This is a genomic window from Methanosarcina acetivorans C2A (assembly GCF_000007345.1).
Taxonomy (GTDB): Archaea; Halobacteriota; Methanosarcinia; order Methanosarcinales; family Methanosarcinaceae; genus Methanosarcina; species Methanosarcina acetivorans.
In genome coordinates this window covers 3,041,955-3,055,188 of record NC_003552.1, presented here as the reverse complement: position 1 = coordinate 3,055,188, position 13,234 = coordinate 3,041,955, and the positions used below count along the sequence as shown (strand labels likewise).

General features: G+C 41.9%; 8 protein-coding genes and 1 pseudogene. 4 read left to right on the top strand and 5 right to left on the bottom strand.

The window, feature by feature from the left end; all coding sequences use genetic code 11:
• Positions 1–11: 11 nt before the first annotated feature.
• Positions 12–1,186, bottom strand: a pseudogene (locus MA_RS25565) (IS1634 family transposase); the annotation flags it as partial.
• A 559-nt stretch (positions 1,187–1,745) separates the two neighbouring features.
• Here MA_RS25565 and MA_RS12785 point away from each other — a divergent pair.
• The 3 genes from MA_RS12785 (at position 1,746) to MA_RS12770 (ending at position 7,405) form a co-directional block, all read left to right on the top strand.
• The gene (locus MA_RS12785; protein WP_011022429.1) at positions 1,746–4,511 is read left to right on the top strand and encodes a phosphoenolpyruvate synthase; all 2,766 of its coding nucleotides are present in this window, start codon (positions 1,746–1,748) and stop codon (positions 4,509–4,511) included.
• Positions 4,512–4,802: 291 nt separating this feature from the next.
• Positions 4,803–6,254 carry a NosD domain-containing protein gene (locus MA_RS12780; protein ID WP_226990587.1) on the top strand — a complete coding sequence of 484 codons (1,452 nt, stop codon included), beginning with the start codon at positions 4,803–4,805 and terminating at the stop codon, positions 6,252–6,254.
• Between the two features lie 890 nt (positions 6,255–7,144).
• Positions 7,145–7,405 carry a hypothetical protein gene (locus MA_RS12770; protein WP_157860217.1) on the top strand — a complete coding sequence of 87 codons (261 nt, stop codon included), beginning with the start codon at positions 7,145–7,147 and terminating at the stop codon, positions 7,403–7,405.
• Positions 7,406–7,632: 227 nt separating this feature from the next.
• Here MA_RS12770 and MA_RS12765 read toward each other — a convergent pair whose 3' ends face one another.
• The 4 genes from MA_RS12765 to MA_RS12750 are packed head-to-tail and all read right to left on the bottom strand — an operon-like array spanning position 7,633 to position 11,369.
• Positions 7,633–8,772: a toxic anion resistance protein gene (locus MA_RS12765; protein ID WP_011022426.1), complete on the bottom strand. Its 1,140-nt coding sequence runs from the start codon at positions 8,770–8,772 to the stop codon at positions 7,633–7,635.
• Positions 8,773–8,789: 17 nt separating this feature from the next.
• Complete coding sequence (locus MA_RS12760; RefSeq protein WP_011022425.1) at positions 8,790–10,445, bottom strand: vWA domain-containing protein; 1,656 nt, start codon at positions 10,443–10,445, stop codon at positions 8,790–8,792.
• Between the two features lie 16 nt (positions 10,446–10,461).
• Positions 10,462–11,205, bottom strand: coding sequence for a hypothetical protein (locus MA_RS12755; RefSeq protein ID WP_011022424.1), 744 nt, complete (start codon positions 11,203–11,205; stop codon positions 10,462–10,464).
• Complete coding sequence (locus MA_RS12750) at positions 11,187–11,369, bottom strand: DegT/DnrJ/EryC1/StrS family aminotransferase (protein WP_226990586.1); 183 nt, start codon at positions 11,367–11,369, stop codon at positions 11,187–11,189. The genes MA_RS12755 and MA_RS12750 overlap by 19 nt, the downstream gene beginning before the upstream one ends.
• Positions 11,370–12,008: 639 nt before the next feature.
• Here MA_RS12750 and MA_RS12745 point away from each other — a divergent pair.
• Entirely contained in the window at positions 12,009–13,115 is a 1,107-nt protein-coding gene (locus MA_RS12745; protein ID WP_011022423.1) for a hypothetical protein, read from the top strand.
• The last annotated feature ends 119 nt before the right edge of the window (positions 13,116–13,234 follow it).

Genomic DNA, 13,234 nt, shown 5'->3' with positions numbered 1-13,234 from the left:
TTTGTGTATGTCTATGAAAAGTATAACCCTGACAATAACGATTTTGTTAATATGGCAGGTTTCTCCATGTTCAGAAAAGAAAATAACGATGCTTGTTTTGTATCCATTTCTTCCACAATAATTTTGCTTTTTTTGACTCTTTTTCCTGAACTACCGCAATCTTGATCTCAGACAGTTTTTCAATGAGCTTTTTCATAGAATAACCGTATATTTTGGTCTCTCAGGCCAAGTATCTGTAGAAAAGTAGGCCAATCATAGCCAAAAACACATGAACTCTAATGTTTTCATCCTTGTGATGGTATACCGGTCCTACAGAAACAAGCAAGTAGGGACAAGCAAGTGATCATTCAACAGTTTAAAATCATCTTCAACAAGGTTCTTACTGCTATATGTTTTCACTATCTCTTTAGTTTGCCATTTATGCTTATCCGTAAATAGGATGTTCTTCCCAAACGTCCTTTCGCACTTTTTTTCGTTTTCTTCATCAATCCAGAACTTTAACTGAGGTTTTTTCTTCCCTTCCAGGGCATCAATTATTTCATATTTTATAATGCTACTGTATTTTTTCAGAATAATACCTTCAAGATCATGTTCTACACTGCTCCTGTTTCTTTCTTTTCCTTTACTGCTTTCTAATCTTTTCCGGAACTCCTCCAAACTGTCAATTATTCTTGATTTGTTTGTTTCATAAGGGCTCTTTTGAAGCTTGTAAGTTCCTTCGTTGTATGTTATTACGGTTGTGTATTCTGTTCCGCAAAACTGGTGTTTTGTCCCGTATCCAAAAATTTTGTTACCTTTCGAATTCTTGTATAAACACTCATATTTGGAAAGCGGAACATCGAGAAGTTCCTCAGTCTGATTTGCTTTTGCAGCTCCTACAAAACTCATTTTTGAGGTTACCTTTTCAATGTTATCTTTTGAGTTGTTACCCTTATCAAAAACAAGAACAAGAGCTTCAGAACAGATATTTAATTCAGTCAGTCTGTTTATGATTTATATCTACTATGCCTGAAAATTCTTCAGAGTCATGAACATTTCCAGGATATGTTTCATGAATAAAAGGTATGTTGTCCTCGTTTACAGCTAGCGAAACACATATTTGATTTTTGTCTTTTCTGTGCTTTTTGTTATACCCTTTATGAAGCAGTTAGCTCTCGTCATCATAATTGTTAGCGAGCTCATCCCAAAACCCAGTTTTAATCTCAATTATCAGAATAATTCAAGATTGCTTTCGTAATCAGAAGCTTTGTTGGTTACTTAAATTGAGAGATCCAAAAAAGCAAATTTTGAGTTTTGGGATAGACTCAAAGTCAAAAATTGTATTCCATTGGGGATTGGAACTGGGTATCGAGTTCATGTAAAGAGGACAAAATTTAAGGCGACTTTTGGTGCAAAATCGATATCCTTCAGGCAAGAAAATTCCTTAACCGATGACCAATGAGATATTCTTCATTCTTTTTGATTATTCCAAGCTTTATTTGCTTTATAGTAATAAATTACATTTCATGCCGTTGGTTAAGTATTAAATTCCATTTATTGTATATATTTTTATAATAATTCTCAAAATCTATCTATATCAGAAGTCTCTCAGCGTCATATGTCTCATCATCCCCCAGCTACGAATGGTTTGAATAAGAAATGAAGGAATTGGATTTAAAAAAGAAGAAGCGAAGGAAATAAACTCTGGACTGAAGATCAATGAATTAAAGTTGAATATTTTCATCTTTTTCAAAGGTGTATCCAAAATGAGCGCTTATGTGATGCATTTTAATGAAGTCGATAGAAGGAATTTGCCTGAAGTCGGGGGAAAAGGTGCCAATCTGGGAGAAATGAGCAAGGCAGGCTTTCCTGTTTCTCCGGGATTTTGCATTACAACATCGGGCTACCGTGACTTTATCGCAGAAAGCGGTGAGATGGACGAATTGCTGGACTTGCTTGCCCGGTTGAAACCGAACCAAACTGATGAAATTAACAGGCTGGGACAGCGGATCAGGGACCACTTGCTAATCGTTCCCATACCCCGTACAATCAAGTCGTCAATCATTGATGCATGGAAAATGGTGGGAGAAGAACAGGCGTATGCCGTTCGGTCAAGCGCCACAGCCGAAGATTTACCTACCGCTTCTTTTGCCGGCCAGCAGGAGACCTATTTGAATGTAAGGGGAGCAGATCAATTGCTACAGGCTGTGCGGAAGTGCTGGATTTCGCTGTTTACCGACAGGGCAATTCTTTACCGCATGAAAAACGGATTCGATCACCGTTCGGTGTATCTGTCCATAGTGGTGCAGCAAATGGTATTTCCGGATGTTTCCGGGCTTATGTTTACTGCAGACCCCGTTACAGGGCACAGGAATATTATTTCCATTGACGCCAGCTTCGGGTTGGGTGAAGCGCTGGTTTCAGGAATTGTTTCCGCCGACTCTTATCAGGTCCTCAAGGATAGGATTGTTAAAAAGCAAATTGCAGAAAAGAAGAAAGCTATTTATCCGGCCGCAGAAGGGGGAACGAAGATTAAGGAACTTGCTCCCGAACTGCAAAACAAACAGGCCCTCTCTGATGACAAAATTCTGGAGCTGGCCCGACTCGGCCAAAGGATAGAAAAACACTACTGTCCTGAACGTGGTGTTGAACAGCGTCCTGAACGTGGTTCTGAAAGGTGTCCGGGAGGGGGTGCCGAACAGTGTCTGGAACAGGATATCGAATGGTGCCTGGCAGGCGATAAGTTCTATATCTTACAAAGCCGTCCTATTACCTCTCTTTATCCCGTCCCCAAGGTCCATGACAATAAACTTCACATTTTTTTTTCTTTTGCTCACCTGCAGATGATGACGGATGCCATGAAACCCATGGGGATTTCTATTTTTCAGGGGGTATTTCCCCTTGGGAAGGATCCCGCTGCCTTTCCCAATTCAGTGATAGTGGAAGCCGGAGACAGGCTTTTTTTCGACGTCACTCTTCTTTTATACAGTAAGTTTTTTCGGAAATATTTTACCTGGAAAATTACCATCCTGGACGAATTAATGGGAAATGCCCTGGAAAAAATAGTGACAAGTGAGGCCTTTCAACAGGAGGCTAAAGCAAACAAGGGTGCAACAAAGCAGCTGTTTAGATTATTCAAACCAATGCTTCCGTTTTATCTAAAGGGTATTCCGATAATTATCAACAGTTTATTTTTTCTGGACCCTTCAGGCATTATCGAACGGGCCACAGTTCCTCCTGAACAGACCATTAGTAAGTACAGAAACAGCATCATGCAGCTGTCAGGAGTGGAACGGATTAAACGGGTCAGGGAAAGTATGGAAAACTTACTGCAAGACCTGAATGACAGCATGATGTACGTACCCTTGCCATTCATTGTCCTGCCAATGGCAAGCCGCCTGACCAGAAGATGGTTGGGGGAGGATCTGGATGTGGATACGCTGAGTAAATCCCCGCCTGGCAATGTGACCGGTGAGATGGGGTTAATGATAGGGGATCTGGCCGATACGGTACGGAGATATCCTGAAGTTGAGAATTACCTGAAAAGAGCTGAAGACATCACTTTCTATCAGGGGTTGAGTAAAGTAAAGGGTGGGGATGCGTTCAGGCCCGAACTGGATAGGTTCATGGAACTGTACGGCATGCGCTGCCCGGGTGAGATCGATATCTCAAACCTTCGATGGCGAGAAGCTCCTACCTTGCTTGTTCCCTCCATTATAAACCACATGAAAAGCAACGCTCCGGGTGAACACCGGAAACGGTTCAGCCAGGGCCAGAAAGAGGCTCAGGAATACGTGCAAAAACTTCTGGAACGTATGCGTAATACTCCCGCCGGAAGGCTCAAAACAGGGCTTATGGCCAGACTCATTTCCATTTACCGAAATTCCACAGGCTTACGCGAGTTTCCCAAGTATGTCATTGTTCGATTTTTTGACATCTATCGGCAGGCTATCCTGGCAGAGGCACGATCTTTACATGAAAGAGAAATTCTGGAGAGGGATGAAGATGTGTTCTATCTGTATCTGGATGAGCTGATTGCATTGCTGGAAAACCATTCCGGCGAAGATGTGAGATGCCTCATAGCTTTTCGTAAAAGAGCCCACGAACAATATCAAAAGTTGACTCCTCCTCGGGTTATGACCAGTGAAGGGGAAGTTATTACGGGGGTGAGAAGCGACGTTGAGGCTCCGAAAGGCGCTTTAATCGGTACTCCTGTCTCTGCCGGTGTTGCGGAAGGGTACGTAAAGGTTGTCCTCAAACCCGAAGAAGCAAAGTTGAATAAAGGAGATATTTTGGTTGCGCCATTTACCGATCCGGGCTGGACTCCCCTGTTTTATTCCGCTCAAGCCCTGGTGGTGGAGATCGGCGGTATGATGACACACGGCTCGGTCATCGCGAGGGAGTACGGTATTCCTGCCGTTGTCGGCATAGAAAACGTAACCAAGATATTAAAAGACGGCCAGTATGTCCGTGTTGACGGTACAAGGGGCTTTGTACAGGTTCTGGAGCGAGCTCTGGAGCGAGATATCTAAATAGAAGGCCTGGATGTAGAAGGCCTGGATGGGAGTAAAAATCGAGTTCCGGCTTATGAAGGCAATCTGAAAACTCAAAAAAAAACTCCATGGTTAAGAATAAAAACATTAAAGAGAGCCGAGGTTCAGATTTATTTTCAGAACATTTATTTCAAAATCATTTTATCGTATCGAATTATTATTCATATAAATTATAATAACAGGCTTCTTTTTTGCTGATATATTGATTAAGGGGAGCATTGGTTCATGAAAGGAAGCTCAATTCAAATCATTTCCATATTTTTCGTTTTTATGCTTGGGCCAGCCGTTACTCAAGCAGGTGCTGCAGTTATTATCGTAGACGATAGTGGAGGAGGAAATTGTAGTTCGATTCAGGAAGCTGTCGATAATGCACAAGATGGGGATACGATCCTTGTGAGCCCTGGAGTATATCAAGAAAATATAAAAGTGGATAAAGAGCTCACAATTATTTCGCATTCTACTCTCGCGGAAGATCGGACAAACCGTATCCTTATCATAGGTACTGTCCCGAATAATGACGTTTTTTATGTTAACTCCAACAGTGTGACAATAGACGGTTTCTATATCTTAGGGTATCAGTCTGGAACGGATGGATCAGAAGCCGGGATTCACCTTGAAGGAGTGCAGGACTGTTCGTTAAGTAACAATACACTGGTATTCAATGGCCAAGGCATTTTACTCAACGATTCCCAGGGCAATTATCTTGACAGCAATCTTGTAAACCTTGGAGATTGCGGAATCGCTCTTGGCGACTCTGAAGACAATATACTTTCGAATAATATTGTGGTAACAAATAAGCAGGGAATTTCGCTGCACAATTCCGTTAATAACACCCTTGTTAAGAACATCGCAGACTCAAACACGATAGGAGTTTTCCTGGGAATGTCTCACGGGAATAAACTTGCCTATAACCATATTTTGACTAACGAATACGGGATTTCCGGTCAGGCGGCAGGGCACAATACTCTGGTCGATAACAGCCTGTACCTGAACGGTATCGGAGTATACCTTAACGAGTCATCGGACAACACACTCTACAGGAATGAATTTATTAACCTTCTTAATGCAGTTGACAAAGGAAATAACTTCTGGAACAGCAGTTCGGAAGGTAATTTCTGGAATGACCATACCGGAAAAGACACTGACGGAAATGGCATAGCAGATACTCCGTATCTGATCAACCGGGCAACCGGAAGCATAGATTACATGCCTGAGGTAAACGAGACTTTATCAAGCAACAATTCTGAAAACACTACCAAGAGAATGAGTGCCTTAATAGCTCTGTTAAATAAAGGTTACTCCATAAACCCCAGGAATCCGGAAAAGGGTACTGTTGTGGAAATAACCCGGCTGGAACAGATAAACACATCCCTTCAGGAAGGTCCGGTTTTTTTGAGAATCGGAGCCGAATGGTGCCCGTTATGCAGGGCTATGAGTTCTACCGTTACTGAACTGGCATCAGAATACGGAGAAAAAGCAACAATCATGTTAATAGATGCGGATCGAAACCCTGACTTTAAAAGCTATTTCGGAGTAGGTCATATTCCTGATTTCTCCGTAATTGTGGGCATCGAAAACGGGGAATATGTTTATATGAAATCGGACGGGAACGTCAGTAAAGACATAGACCAGGCAAGGTTAGTCGGAATAATGGATAAAGAAGTGCTTGAAAAAGTTCTGGACCTCGCCCTTCTGCATGAAAGACAAGAAAAATCCAGATAAGGAGCCTTAGGGAGCTTAATTCCGGTCTTGCCGGAGAACAATCCAAGAGTGGTCCAGCAGGTGAGAAAGGAAGAACTGATTCTCATGATTCCGGGACCGTTTTTTTCTCCGGGGTTCTCCTGGTTAAGTCCGGGATTTAGAAAAAACATGAGAAAGGTGTGGTATAACGACAAAATTGATTTAATACGGGATTTATGCGGCTGATATCATGACGGCAACGCTCATTTCCGTAAATCCTATGAAATTGAATATCGTTAATTGAATGTAGTTATAACAGGCAGTGTTGTAATTTTACCGCAAAATCCAAAGTTAAATTTTGGGTACCGTATGTGATTTGATTCTTTCAGGTTGTTATTTTCTTTCTAACAATTTTTTGGGATTTGTGGTTTTACAGAAAAATCGGCACAATGCCTTTTTTTGTTTACTCTATCTCTTTTTTATTTACTCTATCTCTTTTTTATTTACTCTATCTCTTTTTTATTTACTCTATCTCTTTTTTATTTACTCTATCTCTTTTTTATTTACTCTTTTTCCTGGCTAAAGGTTGGTCAAGGATCCCTATTTAGAGCCTATCCGAAAAGTCGATAATGGCATGTTGCAAAGATTACGAGAAGGCTATAATATCCGGGTTCCCTTCCGGTTGCGTATTGCCCAATGTAAAAGTTATAGCAAACTGCAGCACTTTTCGGATAGGTTCTTACTCGTATCAGAAACTATTATATATTTTATACCTAGAATAATTTATTATCTATGGGAGAAATAACATGGCAAAAATATAGGCGAAAGTAGAAAGAGCTTGAGACCCCTGGGAGCAGTGACAGAAAAGAGGAAGAATTTCCAGGCCCTGAGCCCCTTTTTCCAAAAAGTCGCATTAGGAAGGGATGAATTATATGAGTGTTATAGACGAACATATTCTTGACCAGAGCAAGTACATTGTGGATGTCGCTTTGAAACTACGCAACCTCGATCTTGAAATTGCTAAAAATCCGAACTGCTACGAGCTTAAGGTGAGGCGGTTTAAAGTACTGGAAGACCTTCACGACAAAACCCGCTCCGAAATGGTGCAGGCTGCAGCCGAACTCCGCAGAAACAGGAATATAGAACATTGTGCCGATTGTATGAGATGCGATTATTACAAGGAGTTCGTTTAAGTTTTATGAAGCGGGTGACTCCGGTAGGTATTTATCTGGCGGTTAATACTACCCCATGGAAAAAACTGACCTGGAAACCTTAAACACCCATGATTATTGCTCCAACAAGAGAACATGTGTACCAAATTTTGTTTTCTCGCAGTTGTTCCACTCGCCTCAAGGAGTTTACATATTGAATATCTACCCGTCCCAGCCTGAACAGCCCTGCAGGCATCGGCTTTCTTCAGCTATAACTCCAGTTTATGACCCTTCTCCAGCTGCTGAATCTGTTCTTCGCTTTTGGTGGCCAATTCCTTGAACTGATTGATAGTATCCCGCATTTTGGGCAGAGCTTCCTGCTTATAGGTGCTGATGGAATCCAGCGCTTCCATGACATCGGCAAAGGCAGTCTTCAGCGTCTCGACAGAGATATTGCTTTCCATTGATTGTTTCTGGATTTCCACCCCATTTTCCTTCAGCATTTGGGAGGTGCTGCTGATGATAATATTCGTGGTCTCATTGAGCATTTGAATCTTCTTCAGGACAATCTTCTGGTTATAGAGGGCCCCGGCAACCATCACTGAGGTCCGCAAGGCGGTAATCGTCACATTTTTGGCCCTTTCTACCCCGCGCATCAGTTCCTTATTATTTCGTATCACCAGCTCTGTCGCCATAACACCCTGCTGATTGACGACAATCATCTGCTGCATATCCATAATCCGCTGCCGCAGGGGAAATAGGACTTCTTCAGTGACAAATTTAACGTTTTCCGGGTCTTCGTTCCTGGCTTTAGCCGCTCCGATCTGCGTTTCAATCGATTTGTCCATCAGGGTACCGAGCTGGACCTCTTTCATTAACTTTTTAGTCAAATTGCGCAATGCCTGTTGTTCGAGCTCCAGAGTAGTATTATCGTTTTTCAGAATTGTTTTCCCTTTGTCCAGAGAGACAATGATATCCGCAATCGCCGAATCTGCTTTTTGGTATCTGGCAAAATAGTCCCTGACCGGGTCGAACAGCTTGCCTAAGATCTTGGTCCTGGTGAAATCAACCAGGCTGGGGTCCAGGTCTTTTAGTTCTCGGTTCAAATTCATTAAGCCTTTTGCCACAACACCGCCTTCGTCGCCGTCTCTGGACAGGTTCCCGACTGTCACCTGCAGCAAAGAATTTTTAGCTGCCGAGCTTTTCATCGAGGCAGCCCCAAAAGACTCGATCGACTGGAGTATATCCTTCTTTTTGGCAAATTCATCGATATCCAGGGTCAGAATTTCCGCAACATTTCTCTCTGCCACAGCCTGAAGCTGGGCTATTTCCTCCGATACCGGTTTAACTTGCTCATCTACTTCACTCTTGATCGCCGCTTCATCGGGCACTTCCATAGTAAAAGCCATCTTAACCCCTCCTGTATTTACATTTCAGCATTGAACAGATTTCCCAGCTTATAAACAACGTCATCGGTATCGGCGTTAATGCTGGCAGCCTCATTGATGCTGGAGATAGCCTGCAGGGCCGGGATATTCGCATTATAGCCAATTGTGTATATAGGTATTCCAGTATCCTCCACGATGCCTTTAATATCATTCAGCGGATGGCCTTTATTGGTCTCGCCGTCGCTGAGAACGAAGATAACAGGTCTAATATTGGGATCTGCAGCCCGCTGTTCCTGAATCATCTTCATTGCGACAGCAATCCCATCGAAGGTTGCCGTGCCGCCGCCAGCCTGCAAATCATTAACTGCTCCGGCAAACGAGGCTCTCTGGTTCAGATCGAATTTGGCAATCGGCAGATCGATATTGACATCATTGGAATATGATACCAGGCCAATCATATTGTCCTCGCCGATGTAATATTGACCTCTGAGCAATGAATCTTTCAAATTGTTCAGCGGCTCGCCCATCATGCTGCCGGAGACATCGGCAACAAATACTGCACAAATAGGTTTTTTCTTTTCTTTCCAGAGCTTTTGGGCCTGAAAAATCACATCGCCGCTGACGGGTTCAGTTTCGGACTGGTATTCGTTAAAGCCGTTAAAACCATACTCAGTACCCAGGGTCTGGTACTTTTCCTGCTGGGAAAATTCAACGAATTCGTTCAGGGTTTTTCTTTTCTCTCCCGATAGTTCGCCGATCGCATACATCGGGTTGTCATGTCTGAACCCAAAGGGAGTAAATTCGTAGTACCTGATATCCGGTGTATTCACATAGGTCTGGTATTCCAGGACAAAACCGTCCAGAACACCTGATTTGGCAGATTCCCTCATTTGCAGAGTAGTATAGGCAACCAGGGGAATATTGATCTGGAAGCTCTCAAATCCTGATTTTGCTTTGTCGCTCAATAAGTTGCTGCTGTCAAAGGTGTATAAAGATGAGATCAGGAAGTTCAGCCCGGTTGAACTGGCAAAAGGATTGGTGTAGCCCATCGCCAGTTCCTTGTTCGCGACAGCATCGGTAATCGTTTTGGTATTGATTTCCCCGTGTTTGTCTACAAGCTCGTCTTTCTTGGATTTAGTGAGCAGGATCCCGGCCACATTGCCGACAAGCCTTTCTTGCACTAACTCGGCTTTAACCCCTTTGGAGATGATCATCTCCCCCCAGAGCTCATTGGACGGCGTATATGCATCCGGCAAATACTTCCCGGAAGTAATATAATCGGCGGCTTCCCCGGAGGGGATTCCTCTAAGCCTTACAGATACCTGTTTTCCGTCAATCGTTATTGCCGCGCTATTGAAGTCTCTGGCCACTTCTGTCAGCCAGCCATCAGCACCGCTGCCAGCTTTTTCCGTTGAGGAGAATATTTCGATGTAGGTGGGGGTGCTGTTATTAACCTGCGGCGGGTAATTGGAGATTTCAGGCAAGTTTTCAGTCAAGGAGTCATCCAGGTTCGGGGAGATGACAACATGGCCCATAGGATGCGAAACTGTATTCACATTGATGTCTTCAATGATGTCATCAAGTGATCCCTCACTGGGCCCGATTATAGTAATCGCCAGATAAACTAAGACAAATACTACAACTGCTGCTCCGATTATCTTCAAAATTACTTTATTGTTGCTTTCGTTCAGCATGCCGATGCTCCCTTCTTCAATTCTTATAGTATTTTGCCTGTTTGATCAGATTATCGATCTCGATCATGCCGGCCATTTGCTCCAGTTGGCCGCTCTCTATACTGTTTAAGCCTGAGATCTCCAGCAGCAGTTTATCAAGCTTTAGCAGGATCTGCTCATTATCTTCAGTGGCAGCTTTCACAAACTTAATATATTCATTATAAACTTTAAATTTTTCTTTCACAAGTTCTTCCGGAAAGGCCCCTTCTTTGTATTCCTTTCTAACGAAATTGTAGTCTTTTTCATCGAATGCATCCAATTTATTGAGGATGCTGCCGATATTCATAAGGAATATTTTCTCCACCTCGGCGATGACCGCATCAAATTTCTTGTAGCTCATCTCTGAGGCACTGAAGATCTTCAGAAGGATATCCCGGATAGTTTTATTCTTTTTTTGCAGCCGTTCAATCTGATCCAGCAGCAAGTCAACGGTTTTTTCGAATGTTTTGAGCCCTCTGTGAATATTCAGTGCTTCAATATAATCTTCCACCGTCCTTATTTTATTGGTTTGAGTTTCTTTCTCCGGTCTGGTAAGGAGCTCATAATTGCCGTAGATTAACCCGGCGCCGCTTAAGAAGATGAATGTGGTGCCAAGGGCTGTTTCCAGTGCACTGGTCCCTAACAACCCCAGTCCGACCAATCTTGGAGAAAAGGTAATTATGTTGGCTGCAGCAATGCCTAAATTCAGGCCCGATAGTTTAATCAGCTTTTCTCTGTCCATGTCCTCTTACCCCCGGATTTTTCTGTGTATATAATACTGTTTGAGTTGACAATAAATGTGAAAGAACTTGTAATTCCTTCAGCTTCTTTTCCAATGTTATGTGCAAGAAGTGCAATATGAAGGGCTGCAGTTTCAGAGTTTACAGCAGCTGAATCTTCGTCCACCCGGATGTCCAACTTGCTCTACATGAACATCAGAAGCCATTGCTGCATCTGTAACTATTGCAAAAAAAATAACAAATATAAGTGAAAAGATCATTTGCCTATTAATTTTCATCATTTACACCCTTGCTTTCGAATCCTCATCCTCAAATTTCTAAGCTATAAGAAACCCGAAATAACTGGAACTTTGTATCCTGAAGATCAACCAGAATACCTGTGTCATTTTTCCTGTAAACCATGCCATTACCGGATCAACTATGTCTCAACATGACAAGCTAAGTCGTTCATAAACCAAATTCAATAAACATATAAATTAATGCAGATAACTTTCAATATACTAATTGTAGTTGACAAATAAAATAACTATTTCTTTTTTACTAGGATCGGATAAAATATTGTCGTTAATTTAAAAATTTATGAATAAAATCGTAAAAATATAAACTAATTCTTTGATGAACGAAATAAAAATCTGAAAGGGCAAGATAGACATCCCTATTTTTCTACTACCTTCAATCTGCTTCACAAATTTGAAGGTATTAAATTTCCTTATAACTGCTGTAACTTAAAAGAAATCTAAATGGGATAAAACATCCAGACTAGCCATTAGAAATCCATATAAACCAATAATCAGAAAGCAGTCTTATGAATCCCGATGAGAACAATGAATTTGTTGAGGACAATTTATCCCTGTCCGAATTTCTCGTCCCGGATACTCCGGAGATTAAGGAAATTAAAAGCATTTACAATAAAGAATACGAGTACAGCGAGTATTTGAGTGAAATCGAGTTTTCAATTGCCGACTATTACTACAACGCGAACCGGAAAGTAACGGACAAAGACGTCATCAGGGCATTGAAGAATATAAAGGAAAACCGTGACAAGCCAATCAGTTTCTTTGAAAAACCCATTGAAAAAGAAATTGTAAAAAGCCTGGTCGAGCCTCTTGAGGAATCCCCGCTTTACGACCATGAATTCACCCTTGTCCTTGACTATGTTTTATGGTCCATTGACAACAGGTCCTGGCTTGAAGACAAACAGGCCTATGTGAAGTGGATCACGTATGTACTCGACTTTTTTTCAGAAGCCGAAGAGAAAAAATACGAAAGCAAGTTCAAAAAATTTGCCCGCAAAATGGGAATATCCGGGGCTCAGGTTGATATGCTCCTCATGAAAAAAGAGGCTGAAGACTTTTTTGAGGATGAAAATCTTTTTGAAGAAGGAAGCTTTTTCGAAGGTCTGAGCCCGGAAGATATTTTAGGAGAGGACAGAAAGGCAGATGACCTTGAAACCGGTTTCTTTTTAATGACCGAGGATGAAAAATTCGATTTTCTGCTGGACAAAGGCTCGGATTATATGGAACTTATGCAGGATTATCTTCTGGATCTTATGGGAAAAGGAGATTTTGATAAAATCCAGGAATTTTACACGAAATTCAATGAAAAGCACAGCAACTTTTCTCCCCTTCAGGTTATGGTTGGAACCATCTATGCTGAGAAAGATCCTGCTCTCGCAAAGTCCTATTTTAAGGAAGCCCTAAGATCGGTACAGGAATCAAAAGAATTGCCTGAAGAACTAAAAGAGGGACTGAGAAATCATATTGAATATCTAACAACTCTCCTCTTTGAAGAATCCCCTGAAGAAGTTGAGGAAAAAGCCGCTGAGAGCAAAAAAGGCAAAAAGACATGCAAAAGCGGCAAAAGCAGCAAAGGAGCTTCAAAGAAAAAATCTGAGAGCGATAAAGAGTTTTAATTTTATGTTAATCCTGATGAACATATTTCTCGATTTTACGTTAATCTCAATTAACATATTTTTCAATTATGCCAGCCCACACGTAAAATTTCTGCATAAAATGTCCGTGAATAATTTAG